At 62.6% G+C, this 19,211-nt stretch carries 20 protein-coding genes and 1 pseudogene; 14 read left to right on the forward strand and 7 right to left on the reverse strand.

All coding sequences use genetic code 11. The features are described from left to right. The first annotated feature begins 307 nt into the window (after positions 1-307). From ACZ9GA_RS21320 to ACZ9GA_RS21345, 6 genes are all read left to right on the forward strand, one after another. Positions 308-1,372 carry an ABC transporter substrate-binding protein gene (locus ACZ9GA_RS21320; RefSeq protein ID WP_457360873.1) on the forward strand — a complete coding sequence of 355 codons (1,065 nt, stop codon included), beginning with the start codon at positions 308-310 and terminating at the stop codon, positions 1,370-1,372. Between the two features lie 141 nt (positions 1,373-1,513). Continuing rightward, complete coding sequence (locus ACZ9GA_RS21325; protein WP_457360872.1) at positions 1,514-2,320, forward strand: alkaline phosphatase family protein; 807 nt, start codon at positions 1,514-1,516, stop codon at positions 2,318-2,320. A 23-nt stretch (positions 2,321-2,343) separates the two neighbouring features. Then, on the forward strand, positions 2,344-3,159 hold the full coding sequence (locus ACZ9GA_RS21330; protein WP_457363677.1) for an ABC transporter permease: 816 nt from the start codon (positions 2,344-2,346) through the stop codon (positions 3,157-3,159). After that, positions 3,146-3,943, forward strand: a complete 798-nt coding sequence (locus tag ACZ9GA_RS21335; RefSeq protein ID WP_027977282.1) for an ABC transporter permease — start codon at positions 3,146-3,148, stop codon at positions 3,941-3,943. Before ACZ9GA_RS21330 ends, ACZ9GA_RS21335 begins: the two co-directional genes overlap by 14 nt. Positions 3,944-3,945: 2 nt before the next feature. Continuing rightward, entirely contained in the window at positions 3,946-4,935 is a 990-nt protein-coding gene (locus ACZ9GA_RS21340) for an ABC transporter ATP-binding protein (protein WP_027977281.1), read from the forward strand. An 875-nt stretch (positions 4,936-5,810) separates the two neighbouring features. Beyond that, positions 5,811-6,464: an HAD family hydrolase gene (locus tag ACZ9GA_RS21345; RefSeq protein WP_457360871.1), complete on the forward strand. Its 654-nt coding sequence runs from the start codon at positions 5,811-5,813 to the stop codon at positions 6,462-6,464. On the opposite strand, the gene ACZ9GA_RS21350 is transcribed toward ACZ9GA_RS21345, so the two are convergent. The 4 genes and pseudogenes from ACZ9GA_RS21350 to ACZ9GA_RS21365 form a co-directional block, all read right to left on the reverse strand. After that, positions 6,449-7,036 carry a tRNA-uridine aminocarboxypropyltransferase gene (locus ACZ9GA_RS21350; protein ID WP_457360870.1) on the reverse strand — a complete coding sequence of 196 codons (588 nt, stop codon included), beginning with the start codon at positions 7,034-7,036 and terminating at the stop codon, positions 6,449-6,451. The genes ACZ9GA_RS21345 and ACZ9GA_RS21350 overlap by 16 nt on opposite strands. A gap of 177 nt (positions 7,037-7,213) precedes the next feature. Next, positions 7,214-8,086 (reverse strand): methyl-accepting chemotaxis protein, encoded by an 873-nt coding sequence (locus tag ACZ9GA_RS21355; RefSeq protein WP_476227654.1) that lies wholly within the window; start codon positions 8,084-8,086, stop codon positions 7,214-7,216. A 411-nt stretch (positions 8,087-8,497) separates the two neighbouring features. After that, positions 8,498-8,812: pseudogene (locus tag ACZ9GA_RS21360) on the reverse strand (PAS domain-containing protein); the annotation flags it as partial. 118 nt (positions 8,813-8,930) lie between these two features. Next, positions 8,931-9,824 carry a LysR family transcriptional regulator gene (locus ACZ9GA_RS21365; protein WP_027977278.1) on the reverse strand — a complete coding sequence of 298 codons (894 nt, stop codon included), beginning with the start codon at positions 9,822-9,824 and terminating at the stop codon, positions 8,931-8,933. Between the two features lie 249 nt (positions 9,825-10,073). On the opposite strand from ACZ9GA_RS21365, the gene speB reads away from it, so the two are divergent. The 6 genes from speB to ACZ9GA_RS21395 all read left to right on the forward strand — a co-directional run bounded on the left by speB (position 10,074) and on the right by ACZ9GA_RS21395 (position 15,092). Beyond that, entirely contained in the window at positions 10,074-11,024 is a 951-nt protein-coding gene (gene speB, locus ACZ9GA_RS21370) for an agmatinase (RefSeq protein ID WP_457360869.1), read from the forward strand. Positions 11,025-11,034: 10 nt separating this feature from the next. Further along, positions 11,035-11,442, forward strand: coding sequence for a YybH family protein (locus tag ACZ9GA_RS21375; protein ID WP_457360868.1), 408 nt, complete (start codon positions 11,035-11,037; stop codon positions 11,440-11,442). Between the two features lie 49 nt (positions 11,443-11,491). After that, on the forward strand, positions 11,492-12,988 hold the full coding sequence (locus ACZ9GA_RS21380; RefSeq protein ID WP_457360867.1) for a purine-cytosine permease family protein: 1,497 nt from the start codon (positions 11,492-11,494) through the stop codon (positions 12,986-12,988). 120 nt (positions 12,989-13,108) lie between these two features. After that, entirely contained in the window at positions 13,109-14,488 is a 1,380-nt protein-coding gene (locus tag ACZ9GA_RS21385) for a sodium:solute symporter family protein (RefSeq protein ID WP_457360866.1), read from the forward strand. A 119-nt stretch (positions 14,489-14,607) separates the two neighbouring features. Continuing rightward, entirely contained in the window at positions 14,608-14,835 is a 228-nt protein-coding gene (locus ACZ9GA_RS21390; RefSeq protein WP_457360865.1) for a hypothetical protein, read from the forward strand. Positions 14,836-14,846: 11 nt separating this feature from the next. Next, positions 14,847-15,092, forward strand: a complete 246-nt coding sequence (locus tag ACZ9GA_RS21395) for an acyl carrier protein (protein WP_457360864.1) — start codon at positions 14,847-14,849, stop codon at positions 15,090-15,092. Positions 15,093-15,181: 89 nt separating this feature from the next. Here ACZ9GA_RS21395 and ACZ9GA_RS21400 read toward each other — a convergent pair whose 3' ends face one another. Together ACZ9GA_RS21400 and ACZ9GA_RS21405 are read right to left on the reverse strand one after the other, a co-directional pair. After that, positions 15,182-15,304, reverse strand: coding sequence for a PA1414 family protein (locus ACZ9GA_RS21400; RefSeq protein ID WP_455921346.1), 123 nt, complete (start codon positions 15,302-15,304; stop codon positions 15,182-15,184). A 153-nt stretch (positions 15,305-15,457) separates the two neighbouring features. Continuing rightward, on the reverse strand, positions 15,458-15,862 hold the full coding sequence (locus ACZ9GA_RS21405) for a transcriptional regulator (RefSeq protein WP_457360863.1): 405 nt from the start codon (positions 15,860-15,862) through the stop codon (positions 15,458-15,460). 129 nt (positions 15,863-15,991) lie between these two features. Between ACZ9GA_RS21405 and ACZ9GA_RS21410 the strand changes: the two genes are divergently transcribed. Further along, positions 15,992-16,267 carry a hypothetical protein gene (locus ACZ9GA_RS21410; RefSeq protein ID WP_457360862.1) on the forward strand — a complete coding sequence of 92 codons (276 nt, stop codon included), beginning with the start codon at positions 15,992-15,994 and terminating at the stop codon, positions 16,265-16,267. Between the two features lie 106 nt (positions 16,268-16,373). Here ACZ9GA_RS21410 and ACZ9GA_RS21415 read toward each other — a convergent pair whose 3' ends face one another. Further along, positions 16,374-17,711, reverse strand: coding sequence for a DEAD/DEAH box helicase (locus ACZ9GA_RS21415; protein WP_457360861.1), 1,338 nt, complete (start codon positions 17,709-17,711; stop codon positions 16,374-16,376). A 163-nt stretch (positions 17,712-17,874) separates the two neighbouring features. Between ACZ9GA_RS21415 and ACZ9GA_RS21420 the strand changes: the two genes are divergently transcribed. Further along, on the forward strand, positions 17,875-19,128 hold the full coding sequence (locus ACZ9GA_RS21420) for a mechanosensitive ion channel family protein (protein ID WP_457360860.1): 1,254 nt from the start codon (positions 17,875-17,877) through the stop codon (positions 19,126-19,128). Positions 19,129-19,211: the final 83 nt, after the last annotated feature.

A 19,211-nucleotide genomic window follows, 5' to 3' on the forward strand; every position in this document is an offset into this window, starting at 1 on the left:
AGGGGCACCACCGCCTGCGGTGGCCCAGCCTGCAGCCTAGGCAAGATTGATGACCATGGGATGACACGCCTTTGGGAAATGCCCTACGCACTGCGTCCCAAGCCGTTGCAGATCAGTCAGTTAAATCTGAACTACGCTTGTTTCCCACGGCCCTCGGCAGTGCCGCTGCAAGGCGCGCGCCACAGCGCCTACATCAAATTGTCATCAGGCCATCCTAGATTGGCTCAGGTCTTGCTGATCTAGACCACACCCGCCACACCGACCAGACAAAAACCAGCGTTCGCTGAACGCGCCCAAGGAGCTTCGGATGAAAAAGCTTTTCCTGGCATCACTGGTAAGCATGGGCATCGCCATGAGCTTCAATGCCATGGCTGCCGACGTCGACTTGAACACCCTGGAAGCGGCCGCCAAGGCCGAAGGCGCGGTCAACAGCGTCGGCATGCCCGATGACTGGGCCAACTGGAAAGGCACCTGGGCGGGGCTGCTGGCCAAGTACGGCCTGACCCACATGGACACCGACATGAGCTCGGCCCAGGAAGTAGCCAAGTTCGCCGCCGAAAAAGACAACGCCAGCGCCGACATCGGCGACGTGGGCGCCGCCTTCGGCCCCATCGCCGTGAAGCAGGGCGTGACCCAGCCGTACAAACCCACCACCTGGGACCAGGTGCCTGACTGGGCCAAGGACAAGGACGGCCACTGGGCCCTGGCCTACACCGGCAGCATCGCGTTCATCATCAACAAGCAGCTGGTCAAGGATGAAGACGCACCCAAGAGCTGGGCCGACCTGGAAAAAGGCAAGTACAAGGTCGCCATCGGTGACGTGAGCACCGCCGCCCAAGCCGCCAACGGCGTGCTGGCCGCCGCCATCGCCCGTGGTGGTGACGAAAGCAACCTGCAGCCGGGCCTGGAGCTGTTTACCAAGCTGGCCCAGCAGAAGCGCCTGTCGCTGGCCAACCCCACCATCCAGACCCTGGAAAAGGGTGAAGTGGAAGTGGGCGTGGTCTGGGACTTCAACGGCCTGAGCTACCGCGACAAGATCGACCCCAAGCGCTTTACCGTGCTGATCCCGTCCGATGGTTCGGTGATTTCCGGCTACACCACCATCATCAACAAATACGCCAAGCACCCGAATGCGGCCAAGCTGGCGCGTGAGTACATCTTCAGCGACGAAGGCCAGTTCAACCTGGCCCGCGGCCACGCCCGGCCGATCCGTGCCGAGCACCTGAAGCTGCCTGAGGACGTGGCCGACAAACTGCTGCCCAACGAGCAGTACAAGAACGTCAAGCCGATCAAGAACCCGGATGCGTGGGAGAAGAGCTCCAAGGAGCTGCCGCAGAAGTGGAACGAGCAGGTCATCATCGAGATGAATTGACAAGCACTGTAGCCGCTGCCGCCAGGCTGCGCTGGCCCCTGAGTACACCCGGGAAACTTCCTGAGTATGTGGGGGCCAGCGCAGCCTGCGGCAGCGGCTACAGCGCTCAGCCCTGGCAATAAAGAATTCAGAGGCTATCCCATGCCCCACAAAACCCTCCTGGTCCTGCTCGACGGCCTCAGCTACCAGGTCGCCGAGCATGCCATGGGCCATCTGCAGGCCTACGTCGGTGCCGGCAAGGCCGCGCTGTACCAGCTTGAATGTGAGCTGCCGGCGCTGTCGCGACCGCTGTACGAATGCATCCTCACCGGTGTCGCGCCCATCGACAGCGGCATCGTGCACAACAACGTCACCCGCTTGTCCAACCAGCGCAGCGTCTTTCACTACGCCAGCGAGGCCGGCAAGGTCACGGCCGCCGCGGCCTACCACTGGGTCAGCGAGTTGTACAACCGCTCCCCCTTCAACGCCGCCCGCGACCGCCACACCGTGGCCCCGCACCAGCCCATCCAATACGGGCATTTCTACTGGTCGGACCACTACCCCGATTCCCACCTGTTCGCCGACGGCGAAGACCTGCGCCTCAAGCACGAACCGGACTTTCTGCTGATCCACCCCATGAACATCGACGACGCCGGCCACAAGCATGGCCTGGACAGTGCCCAGTACCGCAACAGCGCCCGCGGCGCCGACGTGATTCTGGCCGACTACCTGCAAGGCTGGCTGCAAGCCGGCTACCAGGTGATGGTGACCGCCGACCACGGCATGAACAACGACCGCTCCCACAACGGCCTGCTGCCCGAAGAACGGCAAGTACCGCTGTTCGTGCTGGGCGATGCCTTCAGCCTCGACCCTGCGGCGCGTCCGCGGCAGACCGAGCTGTGCGGCACCCTGTGCGAACTGCTGGGCGTACCCCACGACAAACCGCTGTGCCGGGAGTTGCTCAAGTGAGCCAGCCAAGCAGAGGCAAGGGCATGGCGATACTGTGCCTGGTGCCCTTCGCCGTCGTATTTTTCGTGTTCCAGATTGCCCCGCTGTTGTGGGTAGCCATCCACAGCCTGCAGACCGACAGCGGCTGGAGCCTGGACAACTTCATCAGCGCCTTCAGCTCGCGCTTCTACCGCCAGGCCATGCAGTTCAGCCTGGAAATCAGCTTCTGGTCGAGCGTATTTGGCCTGATCATCGCCGTGCTGGGCAGCTATTCCCTGCGGCGCGTGGATTCGAAGCTGCGCGACTTCGTCAGCGCCTTCGCCAACATGACCAGCAACTTCGCCGGGGTGCCACTGGCCTTCGCGTTCATCATCCTGCTGGGCTTCAACGGCTGCCTGACCATGATCCTCAAGCAGGCCGGCATCATCGAAGACTTCAACCTGTACTCGAAAACCGGGCTGATCATCCTCTACACCTACTTCCAGATTCCGCTGGGAGTATTGCTGCTGTACCCGGCGTTTGACGCCCTGCGCGAAGACTGGCGCGAATCCTCCGCACTGTTGGGCGCCAGCCCCTGGCAGTACTGGCGGCACATCGGCCTGCCGGTGCTGACCCCGGCCCTGCTGGGCACCTTCGTGATCCTGCTGGCCAATGCCCTGGGCGCCTATGCCACGGTGTACGCGCTGACCACTGGCAACTTCAACGTATTGCCCATCCGCATCGCCGCCATGGTGGCCGGGGACATCAGCCTCAACCCCAACCTGGCCGCCGCGCTGGCGATGATCCTGGTGGGCATGATGACCCTGGTCACCCTGGTGCATCAGTGGCTGCTGAAGAGGAGCTACCATGTCGCGCGCTGAACACGGCCCTGCCGCGCTGTATCACCGAGTCGTGGTATGGCTGCTGTTCCTGATCCTGCTGCTGCCCCTGGCCGGAACCCTGCTGTACTCCCTGGCCACCAGCTGGTCGGCGACCATCCTGCCCAGCGGCCTGACGTTCCACTGGTACCTAGACCTGTGGAGCGACGCCCGCTTTCTGCACGCCTTCGGCCAATCGCTGATCGTCTGCGTGGGCTCACTGGCGCTGTCGGTGGTGCTGGTGCTGCCGCTGCTGTTCGTGGTGCATTACCACTTCCCGCGCCTGGACGCGCTGATGAACATCCTCATCCTGCTGCCCTTCGCGGTGCCGCCGGTGGTGTCATCGGTGGGCCTGCTGCAACTGTATGGCTCCGGCCCCATGGCCATGGTCGGCACGCCGTGGATTCTGATCGGCTGCTACTTCACCGTGGCGCTGCCCTTCATGTACCGCGCCATCACCAACAACCTGCAGGCCATCAACCTGCGCGACCTGATGGACGCCGCCCACCTGCTGGGGGCCAGCACCTTCACCGCCGCCCTGCTGGTGGTGCTGCCCAACCTGCGCAAGGGCTTATTGGTAGCGTTGCTGCTGTCGTTCTCATTCCTGTTCGGCGAATTCGTGTTCGCCAACCTGCTGGTGGGTACCCGCTACGAAACGCTGCAGGTGTACCTCAACAACATGCGCAACAGCAGCGGCCACTTCAACAGCGCGCTGGTGATTTCCTACTTCCTGTTTGTGCTGGTGCTGACCTGGGCCGCCAACCGTTTGAACAAGGACAAAGACTAAAGATGAGCTTCGTCAGCGTCGAACAACTGCAGAAGCACTACGGCGACACTCCGGTGTTCAGCGACATCAACTTCACCATTGCCCGCGGCGAGTTCGTCACCCTGCTGGGGCCCTCGGGCTGCGGCAAGTCGACCCTGCTGCGGTGCATCGCCGGCCTGACCCCGGTCAACAGCGGCCGCATCCTGCTGGACGGCCAGGACCTGGTACCGCTGAGCCCGCAGAAACGCGACATTGGCATGGTGTTCCAGAGCTACGCGCTGTTCCCCAACATGACCGTGCAACAGAACGTGGCCTTCGGCCTGCGGATGCAGAAAATAGCCAAGGACCAGGTGCAGCAGCGCGTGGACGATGTGCTGCGCATGGTCGAACTGACTGACCTGGCCAGCCGCTACCCGCACCAGCTGTCCGGCGGCCAGTGTCAGCGCGTGGCCTTGGCCCGCTCGCTGGTTACCCGTCCGCGTTTACTGTTGTTGGACGAACCGCTCTCGGCGCTGGATGCGCGCATTCGCAAGCACCTGCGCGAGCAGATCCGCGCCATCCAGCAGGAGCTGGGGTTGACTACGATTTTCGTTACCCATGATCAGGAAGAGGCGCTGACCATGAGTGACCGGATTTTCCTGATGAACAAGGGGCGGATTGTGCAGAGTGGTGATGCTCAGAGTCTGTACACCGCGCCTACTGATGCGTTTGCTGCTGGCTTTATCGGTAACTACAACCTGTTGGATGCGGAGCAGGCTGGCAAGCTGCTGCAGCGACCGGTCAGCACTCGGCTGGCCATTCGGCCGGAGGCGATCAGTTTGAGCCTGAGCGGCGAGCTGGAAGGTGAAATCCGCAGTCATAGTCTGCTGGGCAACGTAATTCGTTATCGCGTGCATGCCCGTGGTGTGGAGTTGGTGGTGGATGTGCTTAACCGCTCAGCGAGTGATTTGCTGCCCAATGGGCAAAGGGTGTCATTGGCTATCGATGCACAGGCGCTTTGTGAGGTAGCCTGACCAACAAGCGCGCTTTTGCTTTTGCTTTTGCTTTTGCTTTTGATCTTGATCTTGATCTTGATCTTGATCTTGATCTTGATCTTGATCTTGATCTTGATCTTGATCTTGATCTTGATCTTGATCTTGATCTTGCTTTTGATCTTAGGCCCCGTTAAGCGCCAGGGCCGACTGGAGGCGTTGCCCACGCGGCTGCCCGAAGGGCCCTTCGGCGCAGCCGAAGGAAACGGCAGCCCGCCCGCTTCTATAGCGGGTGCCGTTTAGCCGCGTGGGCGACGCCGGAGGGAGGGGACCCGTAGCGAAGCGGAGGGCCCAAGCAGGGGCGAGCCCTTTTTGGTTACTTTTTGGGGCGACTGCCAAAAAGTGACTCGCCGTAAGGGCGAAACCGTCGGTAGCCGCCCCCTCGGAAATGGATATGCTCAAGGTCCTCGAAGCGCGCTTTTAGCAATCGTGAGCATATCCATTATGGAGGGTGCGACCACCGACGGTTCCGCCCTTACGGCGGGTCACTTTTGGCAAACGCCCCAAAAGTAACCAAAAGGTCTCGGCCCCAGCCCGGGCCCTCCGCTGCGCTACGGGTCCCCTCCCTCCGGCGCCGATCAAGGGGGACGGCACCCGCTATAGAAGCGGGCGGGCTGCCGTCACTTCGGCCTGCGGCCTCGGCCCTTCGGGCTCCCCCTTGATCGCCGCCTCCGGTCGGCCCTGGGCTTTAACGGGGCCCAAGATCAAAAGCAAGATCAAAAGCCGAAGCCAAAGCAAAAGCAAAAGCAAAAGCAAAAGCAAAAGCAAAAGCAAAAGCAAAAGCAAAAGCAAAAGCAAAAGCAAAAGCAAAAGCGGTGTATTGGCTTTTTTACGGATTATTTTGAGGGAATATTGGTATGGCACTGGCAATCTTCGACCTGGACGAAACCCTCATCCACGGCGACTGCGCAACCCTCTGGAGCGAACAAATGGCCCGCCTGGGCTGGGTCGACCCCGAATCATTCATGCACCGCAACAACCAACTCATGGACGCCTACAGCCAAGGCCAACTCGCCATGGAAGACTACATGGCCTTCAGCCTCGAACCCCTGATCGGCCGCACCCCCGAAGAAGTCGACCACCTGGTAGGCCCCTGGGTCGAAGACTTCATCGAACCCATCATCTTCAGCGAAGCCACCAAAACCATCGCCGCCCACCGCCAGGCCGGCGACCGTATCCTGATCATCTCCGCCTCGGGCACGCACCTGGTCGGGCCGATCGCCGAGCGCCTCGGCGTGGACGAAATCCTCGCCATCAACCTCGACGTACAACACGGCGTATACAGCGGCGCCACCGTGGGCACCCTCACCTACCGCGAAGGCAAGATCACCCGCCTGCTGGAATGGCTGGACCAGGAAGAAGAAAACCTGGAAGGCGCAACCTTCTACTCCGACTCACGCAACGACCTGCCGCTGCTACTCAAGGTCGACCACCCCCACGTGGTCAACCCTGACCCGGTGCTGCGCGAACACGCAGAAAAAGCGGGCTGGCCGATTCACTCCTGGACGTGATTGCGCCGGTAGACCTCATCGCCCATGGCCGCGATCTGCCCTTCGATCAAAGCGTCGAAGGGCTTGAGCAGCGGCTGGAATGAGGCTGGGGCTTCGAGGATTTCCAGGGCGTGGGTGATGGCCTCGATGGTCGACAGCGCGCCGGGGCCGGGCGCCTTGCGCAGGCGATAACGCGAGGGCGGTGCGCCGTCGAGGGTGACGCGGGGCAACGCGGCCAGGGCGGGGTTGAGGTGCAACAGCTTGCGGGCCTTGCGCCAAGTGCCGTCGGGGACGACCAGCAGCATGGGCAAGTCCGCAGTGCAAGGCCCCACCGGTTGGGCATCATCACCGGGAAACAGCAGGCAGGCACGGTAGCCTGGAGGGCTCAGCAGAGCCTCATCGAAGGTCTCACCCACCACCAATTCGGCGTTGAGCAAACCCAGGGCGGCCAGGCGCGCGGTGTTGAGGGCGTGGTTGACCTCACTGGGGTGTTGCAGGATCAGCACGCGGGTGCGGCTGGGCAGGCTGGGGATCAGCGCGCACAGGCAGCGGGGTTCGGGGCGGTTGCAGCGGGGGCATAGGATTCTGGGCATTCGCCATTTTGCCACAGACCCAAGCCCACTACCCAAACCCGGACCCGGACCCGGACCGTAGCCGCTGCCGCCAGGCTGCGCTGGCCCTTCCATACACTGGAAATCTCCAGCGAGGCTTAGGGCCAGCGCAGCCTGGCGGCAGCGGCTACGGGTCAGGGGTTAGGGGTTAGGGGTAGATCAGCGGCTGAAACGCTCGGCCAGGCTATGCAGGTACTCAGCCATGCGCTCCAGATCCTGGCTGATCTGCGCGCCTTCACGCGCCTGGGTCGCACTGCGATCGCACAACTGCGCAATGCGGGTAATCTGCTGATTGATGTCCTCGGCCACATGGCTCTGCTGTTCGGACGCCGTCGCCATCTGCTGGCTCATACCGGTGATGCGGCTGACCGCCTGGGTAATCCCCACCAACGCCGTCTGCACCGCCTCGACGCTCTGCACGCTGTCGCGCGAAATCTCTTCACCGCGGCTGGCGGTGTGCACCGCACGATCAGCGCCCGACTGCAGCGAAGCGATGATCTGATGAATCTGCTCGGTGGAGGTCCGCGTACGCATGGCCAACGACCGCACCTCATCGGCCACCACCGCGAACCCGCGCCCCTGCTCCCCCGCCCGCGCCGCTTCGATGGCGGCATTGAGGGCCAGCAGGTTGGTCTGCTCGGCGATGGCGGTGATCACGTCGGCGACGCTGCCAATGGACTGAGTCTGCTGGGCCAGATCGTTGACGGCCTGGCCGATTTCACTGACTGCGCTGCTCATCGAGCCCATGGCTTGCAGGCTTTGCTGCGCCAGGGCACTGCCTTGCTGGGCCAACTGGTCAGCGTCGGCCGCGGCCACGGCGGTGTTCTGCACGTTGTGCGCAACTTCCTGAATGGTGGCTGCCATTTCGGCGATCGCGGTGGCCGATTGATCGGTTTCGCTGCGCTGGCGGTCCAGCAACTCGGCTTGGGCACCGCTGAGGCCGGACGATTGCGAGGCGCGCTCACGCACACTGACGCCGGCGTCCACCAGGCGGGTCAGCGCCGTCTGCAGGCGCGCTTCCTCGCTGAACATGGCCAGGTCCAGTTGCCCTTGGGCACCCGGGGTGTCGCTGTAGGTCAAGGCCACCAGCGGGCTGGTGAATGACTTGGGGTGTTCGCCCAGGGTGCGCTCGATGTCGCGCACCTGACGGCGCTCGGTCAAGGCCCAGGCACCGACCAGGCTGGCCAGTACCACCAGCAGCGCCGGGTAGCCGTCGAGCAGGAAGTGGCTGAGCACTGATACCACCGCCGCCGCCAGGATCGGCCAGCCGCGCTGGAAGGACTTGCCCAGGCGCGCCAGTGGCGACACCGGCGATTTGCCACCGCGCAGCCGCGCGTATAAATCAGTGGCCCGGCGAATCTGCTCGGGGGTGGGCACCGAGCGCACCGACTCGAAGCCGCTGATACGGCCGTTCTCGTAGATGGCGGTGACGTAGGCGCTGACCCAGTAATAGTCGCCGTTCTTGGCGCGGTTCTTCACCACGCCCATCCACGGCTTGCCCTGCTTGATGGTCTCCCACATATGAGCGAACACCCCCGGCGGCATGTCCGGGTGGCGTACCAGGTTGTGCGGCTGGCCGATCAACTCGTCGTAGGTAAAGCCGCTGATACTGACAAACGCCTCATTGCAATAGGTGATGTGGCTGTTCAGGTCAGTGGTGGAGATAAGCCGCTGTTCGCTTGAAAACGTGCGTTCGCGTTCGGTAACGGGCAAATTCATGCGCATCGGGCGATCCCTGCTGTAGATGAAAAATGTCATCAAGCCCTGAAAGGTGTAGCAGAGCCTTCCAGGGTTGTAGGGCCGTTAGACGAACGAAGTTTCAAAAAACGCACAAATACTGGCGTTAGGCCGCCGCGACCAAACGCCGCAAGCCATGTCAGGCGGGCAGCAGCTGCGCTTTCAGCAGATCGCGGAAGGTCTGGATCAAGGGTTCACGGCTGCGGCCGCGGCGGGTGATCATGGAAAACGGTGCCTGGTAGCCGAATGTCGCGGGCGACAGCACGCGCAGGTCGCCCTTGTCAGCCCAGGGCTGGGCGTAATGTTCGGGCAGGTAGCCGATGTAGGCGCCGGACAACACCAGAATCAGCTGCGCCTCCATACTTTCCACGGTGGCGGCGCTGTGCTTGAAGCCGTGCCGGGCCAGCTCGGCCTGGCTCCAGTAGCCACGGCCGACCATGCGCTGCTGGGTGATCACCTGTTCGGGAATGCGCCGCTCGGCGTACAGCGGGTGGCGGTTGCTGCAGTACAGCCAGTGCTGCTCGCGGTACAGCGGCTGATACACCAGGCCGCTCATGCGCGTGGAAAAGGCGCCGATGGCCAAGTCCAGGCGGTTTTCCTGCACGCCCAGTTGCAGCTCATAGGGGCTGGAGACCGACAGGTGCAAGTGCACCGCCGGGTGCTCCTGGCAGTAGGCGCCGATGGCTTCGGCGAACGGCAGCGCGCGGTCGCTCACCGTGGAGTCGATCACCCCCAGGTTGAGCGTACCGCGCAGCTCGCCCTTCAGCGCCGCGGCGTACTGCTCGAAGCCTTCCATCTCGGCCATCAGCCGCAGGGTTTCCTGATGGAACAGCTCGCCTTTGCTGGTCAGGCTGAAGCCGCCGCGGCCACGATGGCACAGCACGATGCCCAGCGCGGCTTCCAGCTGGCTCATGTAGGTGCTGATAGCCGAGGTGGACAGGTTGAGTTCCTGCTGGGCGTTGGCGAAGCCCTGGTGGCGGACGACGCTGACGAAGATGCGCAGCAGTTTCAGGTCGGGGAGTGCGTTGGCCATGGCATCACATAAGAAGGTAAAGGCCTGTAGCAGCTGCCGAAGGCTGCGTCGGCGTATGCAGAAGCGACGCAGCCTTCGGCAGCTGCTACAGGGGGCATGGAACTAGTGTACCGCCATTACTTCAGAAAAATCTGAACTAAGTATTTCTCTGTAGCGATTCTTTCAGCTCACTACCTTTATGCAGACTCCACCTCAACAGTGCCGGGCCAGCCCCGCGCCCAAGAAAAAAGACAAACGATGAGGTAACCCGTGGACAAGATTCTTCACCAACCACTGGGCGGTAACGAAATGCCGCGTTTCGGCGGCATCGCCACCATGATGCGCCTGCCGCACCTGCAAACCGCAGCCGGCCTGGACGCAGCCTTCGTCGGTATTCCGCTGGACATCGGCACCTCCCTGCGCTCCGGTACCCGCTTCGGCCCTCGCGAGATCCGCGCCGAATCGGTGATGATCCGCCCCTACAACATGGCCACCGGCGCCGCCCCCTTTGACTCGCTGTCGGTGGCCGACATCGGCGACGTGGCGATCAACACCTTCAACCTGCTGGACGCCGTGCGCATCATCGAAGAAGCCTACGACGAGATCCTGGAACACAACGTGATCCCGCTGACCCTGGGCGGCGACCACACCGTGACCCTGCCGATCCTGCGCGCCATCCACAAGAAGCACGGCAAGGTCGGCCTGGTGCACATCGACGCCCACGCCGACGTCAACGACCACATGTTCGGCGAGAAAATCGCCCACGGCACCACCTTCCGCCGCGCCGTGGATGAAGGCCTGCTGGACTGCGATCGCGTGGTGCAAATCGGCCTGCGCGCCCAGGGCTACACCGCCGAGGACTTCAACTGGAGCCGCAACCAGGGCTTCCGCGTGGTGCAGGCCGAAGAGTGCTGGCACAAGTCGCTGGCGCCGCTGATGGAAGAAGTGCGCGCCAAGGTCGGCGACGGCCCGGTGTACCTGAGCTTCGACATCGACGGCATCGACCCGGCCTGGGCACCCGGCACCGGCACCCCGGAAATCGGTGGCCTGACCACCATCCAGGCCATCGAGATCGTGCGCGGCTGCCAGGGCCTGGACCTGGTCGGCTGCGATCTGGTAGAAGTCTCGCCGCCTTACGACACCACCGGCAACACCTCGCTGCTGGGCGCCAACCTGCTGTACGAAATGCTCTGCGTACTGCCGGGCGTGGTGCACCGCTGAGGAGAGGGTCATGAGCGAACAAGAACAAGTACTGCAAGCCGCCCGCGACCTGGTCACCGCCTTTGCCAGCAACGACCGTGAGGCCTACTTCGGCGCCTTCACGGCCGATGCCACGTTTATGTTCTACACCCTTGCGCAACCGTTGCTGTCCCGCGATGCCTATCGTGAGGTGTGGGACGGCTGGCGGCGCGAGGATGGCTTTGAAGTGATCGAATGCACTTCGAGCAACGCCGTGGTCAGCCTGCAAGGTGACGTGGCGATATTCATGCATGACGTGGCCACCCAGCTGCGCCTGCAAGGGGAGATGTGCTTTAGCCAGGAGCGCGAAACCATTGTGTTTCGCCAACAACAAGAAGGCCGCTGGCTGGCCTGCCACGAACATTTATCCGCTGCACCCTCGACACTGCCCTCCCCTTGAACGCCGCGCCGCCCGCGTAGACGGGCGCCCGCAATGATCGGAGCAGATCATGAACAATAACAACAGCACGACCAGCATTAGTCAGATAGAAACTTTCGGGGTCGAACAGATCCCGGACCACGAAAGGAACGCCAAACCCCTTGACCTGTTCCGCCTGATTTTCGGCGGCGCCAACACCTTTTCCACCGCCGTACTGGGCAGCTTCCCGGTATTGTTCGGGCTGTCGTTCCAGGCGGGCCTGGTGGCCGTGCTGCTGGGCACCCTGGTGGGCGCGCTGATCCTGGCGCCCATGGGCCTGTTCGGTGCCATCAACGGCACCAACAACGCGGTATCATCCGGCGCCCACTTCGGCGTGCACGGCCGTATCGTCGGCTCGTTCCTGTCGCTGCTGACCGCCATCGCGTTCTTCTCGCTGTCGGTGTGGAGCTCGGGCGACGCGCTGGTAGGCGGGGCCAAGCGCCTGATCGGCCTGCCGGAAACCGACCTCACCCTGGGCCTGACCTACGGGCTGTTCGCGGTATTGGTACTGGCGGTGTGCATCTACGGCTTCCGTTTCATGCTGTGGGTGAACAAGATCGCCGTGTGGACCGCCAGCATCCTGTTCCTGTCGGGCATCGCCGCGTTTTTCGGCGCCTTCGACGTGAACTATGCCGGCACCGTCGCCCACGGCCAGGCCGGCTTTTGGGCAGCGTTCATCGGCGCCTCGCTGGTGGCCATGAGCAACCCGATCTCGTTCGGCGCCTTCCTGGGCGACTGGTCGCGCTACATCCCGCGCAGCACCTCGCGGGCCCGCATCATGGGCGCGGTGATCTTCGCCCAGCTGGCCACCCTGCTGCCGCTGATGTTCGGCCTGGCCACGGCGACCATCGTCGCCACCCAGGCACCGGACTACATCGCCAACAACAACTACGTCGGCGGCCTGCTGGCGGTCTCGCCGGGCTGGTTCTTCCTGCCGGTATGCCTGTTGGCCGTGATCGGCGGCATGTCCACCGGTACCACCTCGCTTTACGGCACGGGCCTGGACATGTCCAGCGTGTTCCCACGACTGCTGTCGCGGGTACAGGCCACCCTGCTGATCGGCCTGATGTCGATTGCCTTCATCTTCATCGGCCGTTTTGCCTTCAACCTGGTGCAGAGCGTGTCGACCTTCGTGGTGCTGATCATCACCTGTACCACGCCGTGGATGGTGATCATGCTGATCGGCCTGCTGGTGCGTCGCGGCTGGTATTGCCCCGATGACCTGCAAGTGTTCACCCGCGGTGAACAGGGCGGGCGCTACTGGTTCCACCATGGCTGGAACTGGCGCGGCCTGGGCGCCTGGATCCCCAGCGCGCTGGTAGGCCTGTGCTTCGTCAACCTGCCGGGGCAGTTTGTCGGCCCGCTGGGCAACCTGGCCGGTGGCATCGACATCAGCTTGCCAGTGACGTTGGGCCTGGCAGCAGTGGTGTACCTGGTGCTGCTCAAGCTGGTGCCGGAAGCGGCCGAGGTGTACGGCCCAAACGCTGCACGCGGTAACAACGCAATCCCCAAAGGCGCAGTCGCCTGATGTAGCCGCTGCCGCCAGGCTGCGCTGGCCCTGACATGCACTGGAGAATTTCAGTGAACTCAGGGGCCAGCGCAGCCTGCGGCAGCGGCTACGCACACAATAAGATCGGAGAAACTCCCCATGGCTCTGGATATTTTCGTCGTCGCGATCTACGCGGCAGGCATGCTGCTGCTCGGCTGGTACGGCATGCGCAAGGCAAAAACCCATGAAGACTACCTGGTGGCCGGCCGCAACCTGGGCCCGTCGCTGTACATGGGCACCATGGCCGCCACCGTACTGGGCGGCGCGTCCACGGTCGGCACTGTGCGGTTGGGCTATGTGCACGGCATTTCCGGCTTCTGGCTGTGCGCCGCGCTGGGCCTGGGCATCGTTGCCCTGAACCTGTTCCTGGCCAAGCCGCTGCTCAAGCTAAAGATCTTCACCGTCACCCAGGTGCTGGAAAAGCGCTACAACCCCATGGCCCGCCAGGCCAGCGCAGTGATCATGCTGGCCTACGCGCTGATGATCGGCGTCACCTCGATCCTGGCCATCGGCACGGTGCTGCAAGTGCTGTTCGGCCTGCCCTTCTGGCTGTCGGTGCTGGCCGGGGGCGGTGTGGTGGTGGTGTATTCGACCATCGGCGGCATGTGGTCGCTGACCCTGACCGACATCGTCCAGTTCGTGATCAAGACCGTCGGACTGATGTTCATCCTGCTGCCCATCTGCCTGTACCGGGTAGGCGGCTGGGACGAATTGGTGGCCAAGCTGCCGGCGTCCAGCTTCAGCTTCACCAGCATCGGCTGGGACACCATCATCACCTACTTCATGATCTACTTCTTCGGCATTCTGATCGGCCAGGACATCTGGCAACGGGTGTTCACCGCCAAGAACGAGAAAGTGGCCGTGTACGCCGGCACCACCGCCGGCTTGTACTGCATTGTCTACGGCCTGGCCTGCGCCCTGATCGGCATGGCCGCCCACGTGCTGCTGCCTGACCTGGACAACGTCAACAACGCCTTCGCCGCCATCGTCAAGGCCAGCCTGCCTGACGGCATCCGCGGCCTGGTGATTGCCGCCGCCCTGGCGGCGATGATGTCCACCGCCAGCGCAGGCCTGCTGGCCGCCTCCACGGTGCTGACCGAAGACCTGCTGCCCAAGCTGCGCGGCGGCAAGCAGTCGAGCCTGGGCATCAACCGCCTGTTCACCCTGCTGACCGGCATCGCGGTGCTGGGCATCGCCCTGGTGGTGAGCGACGTGATCAGCGCCCTGACCCTGGCCTACAACCTGCTGGTGGGCGGCATGCTGATCCCGCTGATCGGCGCGATCTTCTGGAAGCGCGCGACCACCTCCGGCGCCCTCTGCAGCATGACGCTGGGCTTCATCACGGCGCTGGTGTTCATGTTCAAGGATGGCCTGGATGCCAACACGCCCATCTACTACAGTCTGGCAGTCGGATTGGTGAGCTTCGTGGTTGTCAGCCTTTTGTCACGTTGGCCTGCACTGGCGGCGAAACTGGCCTAAGCTACTGAAAAACGCCGCATCCCATGCAGATGCGGCTATTTCAAAGGAAGGGCCGCTGTTGTTCTGACAGTACCGCAAATGAATTGCTGAACGACGCGTGAACGCATTCAAGGTCTGCCATGAACCACACCGATATCCAGCTTTACATCCACAGCACCATCGAACAACAACTGGCCGCACAGCATTGCGACACACCGCGGCTGGACCTGACCGAACTGTTCCGCCGCCTGGAATCGGTGTTCGGCATCCCCCTGGACCCGGAGCGGGTCCTGCCTCACGTCAGTACCATCAATGATCTCAGCCGTGTGATTCATCGGATGAATCCCCATGACCGCGCGCAAGCGTAGGGGAAGCCACCATGCCAATTCGTGGAATTCGCAAAGCCGTGCGCCATTTTGCTCAAGAAGCATTGGGCAATCGTGATTTTTCCGAGGATGCGAGCCTTGAGTCCCTGGGCTTGGACAAGCGGGAGATCATGGATCTGATTGCAAAGCTGGAGGATGAGTTCGGGCTGACTGCTTTTACGGCCGATGAAGACAGACTGCTGGCCCAGGCAGTCACGGCCAACGATCTAAGGAAGTTTCTGGAAAGCCTTACTCCGTAGCCCATGGCGCAGGCTGCGCTGGCCTTCTGGTTCACTGGGGTACTCGGTGAACTTCAGGGCCAGCGCAGCCTGGCGGCAGCGGCTACAGGCTAGCGGCGCGGCTGGCGGCGGTTTTTGTCTTCGGTCGGGATGGGAATTGGCTGCAACGGCGGCGGAATCAGGCCCAGGGCAACGCCAAGGTCGTGGAGCCAGTTATACAGAGTGCGGTTCATAGAGCCCCCCTTAGGGTAAACCTGAGCGACGGGTCAAATCTTTCCCCGCCTAGTTCAGATCATAGTCCGGATTGCCATCATGCGCATCGGGCAATGTGCGTCAAAACGTCTCAAGTACCGGCAAATTTAGTCGGTGTCCGATAAATGGCGTCATTACACCGAACCGCCGGCAATCTGCGCTTTGCCGGCCACCTCATCGAAGATATCCGGCAGCAGGGCGTCCTCCTGCTCGTCAAGCACTTGGCGTGGGTGATCATGGCCAGGGATGCTGCTGTCGATCAGGCTCAGCAGGCTGGAGCCGCGCGGTGTCAGCACATAGTTCTCGCCATTGCCGCCCTCCTCTGGCGGCCGGGGCTCAATGTAGCCACGCCCCAGCAACAGTTTCTCGTACTCGCCCGCCAGCGCCTTGAGGTGATCAAGATTACCCGGTGCTTCACCCTCGGCGGCCAGTTGGGCAGCATGCTGTTCGGCGTAGGGGCGCGGCGTGAAAATGCGGCCTGCACCGTTCTGCACCTCGTGAAGCAGGCGTTCGATCAAATCCCAGTTATACGTTGTCATCCTTAGCAACCTCCGACACCAGAGTGAAAGGGCTTACACAGGTTGTGACCTGTGCGCCGCGCAGCCGTTCACGCTGAACTTTAGCCCAGCCGCCAGGCTCCACCGGATATTGCGGCAGGAGATGTGAAGATGAAGACGGTATCGAGCGTTGCCGGGCTGTTCATGCTGCTGATGAGCTTGAACTGCCTGGCCTGTACTCCGGAGGAGGCCACGGCCAAGCGTGAGCAACTGGCACAGGAAGTGGCCAGGCTGACGCAGCAGAATCCGCAGAAAGCCAAGGAAATTAATGATGAGTTGCAAGGGATGAAATTGGACACCGCCAGCAAGGACTTGCCGGACAAGTGCCAGTTGATCGACAAGCGGCTGCAGGAGCTGGGTCAGGCCAGCAAAAAAGCTGACTCCTGAAGCCAAACGCCGTAGCCGCTGCCGCCAGGCTGCGCTGGCCCTCGTCCACACTGGAGATTTCCAGCGAGGTTGAAGGCCAGCGCAGCCTGGCGGCAGCGGCTACAGGTTACTCAGCGTCTGGGGCTGGCTTGCGGCGTTTCAGCGGCGCCATGCCGTCGGCGCTGACCAACTGATCAGACTTGGGCTTGTTGACCGTCTTGCGCTTGGTCGGGCCCTTGGCGGCGGTTTTCTTGTCGCCTTTCTTGCCGTCGGTCTTTTTCTTCTTCACGCCCACGGCCTTGCCCGAGGCCTTGACCTTCTTGGGACCTGCGTAGGTGCCCTTCACTTCCTTGATCACCCGGCGCTCGAATTTCTGCTTCAGATAGCGCTCGATGCTGGACATCAGGTTCCAGTCACCGTGGCAGATCAGCGAGATGGCCAGGCCTTCGGCGCCCGCACGGCCAGTACGGCCGATACGGTGCACGTAGTCATCGCCACTGCGCGGCATGTCGAAGTTGATCACCAGGTCCAGGCCGTCAACGTCCAGGCCGCGGGCGGCAACGTCGGTGGCGACCAGAATCTTGACGCCGCCCTGCTTGAGGCGGTCGATGGCCAGCTTGCGGTCCTTCTGGTCCTTGTCGCCGTGCAGCACGAACGCCTTGTATTCCTGGGCCACCAGGCGACCGTAGATACGGTCGGCCATGGCACGGGTGTTGGTGAAGATAATGGCCTTCTGGTAGGTCTCGTTGGCCAGCAGCCAGTTGAGAATCTGTTCCTTGTGCACGTTGTGGTCAGCGGTGACGATCTGCTGACGGGTGCCTTCGGCCAGTTGGCTGACGTTGTTGATCAGCAGGTGCTCAGGGTCTTTCAGCACTTTGCTCATCATGTCACGCAGGCCGGCGCCGCCGGTGGTGGCGGAGAACAGCAGGGTCTGGGCGCGGTCCTTGCACTCCTCGCTCAGGCGCGTCACGTCTTCGGAGAAGCCCATGTCCAGCATGCGGTCGGCTTCGTCCAGCACCAGCACTTCAACCTTTTTCAGGTCCAGGTTGCCGGCGTTCAGGTGCTCCAGCAGGCGGCCCGGGGTACCGATCAGGATGTCCGGCACCTTGCGCAGCATGGCAGCCTGCACCTTGAAGTCTTCGCCGCCAGTGATCAGGCCGGACTTGATGAAGGTGAACTGCGAGAAACGCTCCACTTCCTTCAGGGTCTGCTGGGCCAGTTCGCGGGTCGGCAGCAGGATCACCGCGCGAATTTCCACGCGCACCTTGGCCGGGCCGATCAGCCGATTGAGGATGGGCAGTACGAAAGCGGCGGTCTTGCCGCTGCCGGTCTGCGCCGTCACCCGCAGGTCACGCCCTTGCACTGCCAGCGGGATGGCCGCTACCTGCACCGGTGTAGGCTCGACGAAATTCAGCTCGGCCACGGCTTTGAGCAGGCGTTCATGCAAGGGGAATTGGGAAAACACGGGTGTTACCTCGGCGAAGTGCATAAATTCAACTGCATAGCGTAACGGTTTGTGGCGCAATAAGCCGAATTTCTTTACGTCCTGTAACGTACTTATCGTCATTTTTTTTTGGCGATGGGCTTTAATGGTCGGCCGATTCGACACTGGACACCGGCTGCAACCCATGGATATTCAACACCTCTGGCTCCAGGCGCAGGCCTTGTGGGGCGCTCTCGACCAACATCCACTGCTGGACGCCGGCATCAGCCTGACCCTGCTGCTGGTCATCGCCCTGGTGCTGGGGCGGCTGGCGCGCTTCCTGGTGCTGCACGCCATGAAGCTGCTGGGCCGACAGCCGGCACTGCACTGGCTCAACGACCTGCTGCACAACAAGGTCTTCCACCGCCTGGCCCAGGCCGTGCCGTCGCTGGTCATCCAGTTCGGCCTCAACCTGGTGCCGGTGCTCAGCGACAAGACCCAGCATTTCATCGGCAACCTGGCCCTGGCCGTGACCATCCTGTTCATGGTGCTGGCCCTGGGCGCCCTGCTCAACGCCCTGCTGGACATCTACGCACGCACCGAGCACGCCCGCACCCGCTCCATCAAAGGTTACGTGCAACTGGCGAAGATGATCCTGTACATCTTCGCCGCCATCATCATCGTCGCCACCCTGATCGACCGCTCGCCGCTGTTGCTGCTGTCGGGCCTGGGCGCCATGTCGGCGGTTATCCTGCTGGTGTACAAGGACACCCTGCTGTCGTTCGTCGCCAGCGTGCAACTGACCAGCAACGACATGCTGCGCGTGGGCGACTGGATCGAAATGCCCCAGGTGGGCGCCGACGGCGACGTGGTGGACATCACCCTGCACACCGTCAAAGTGCAGAACTTCGATAAAACCATCGTCAGCATCCCCACCTGGCGCCTGATGTCCGAGTCGTTCAAAAACTGGCGCGGAATGCAACAGGCCGGCGGCCGCCGCATCAAGCGCAGCCTGCACATCGATGCCAGTGGCGTGCGCTTCCTCACCGACGACGAACAACAGCACCTGGCCCGCGTCCACCTGCTGACCGACTACGTGGGCCGCAAGCAGGCCGAAGTCAGCAGCTGGAACCAGGCCCAGGGCGAAGTCGCCGACCTGCCGGCCAACCGCCGCCGCCTGACCAACCTGGGCACCTTCCGCGCCTTCGCCCTGGCCTACCTGAAAAGCCACCCCGACATCCAGCCGAACATGACCTGCATGGTCCGCCAGATGGAGACCAGCGGCGAAGGCGTGCCGCTGGAGATCTACTGTTTTACCCGTACCACCGTGTGGGCGGAGTACGAGCGGATTCAGGGGGATGTGTTTGATTATCTGCTGGCGGTGATGCCGGAGTTTGGGTTGGGGGTGTTTCAGCAGCCTAGTGGGGCGGATATGCGGGTGGGGTTGGCGCGGGAGTAGCGGCTATCGGCACCGCAGATCCAATGCCAGGCCAACAAGGCTGGCAACCCCAATCTACCAGGCCATGGCACGTTGCAACAAAT

Source organism: Pseudomonas sp. TE3644, assembly GCF_056278815.1.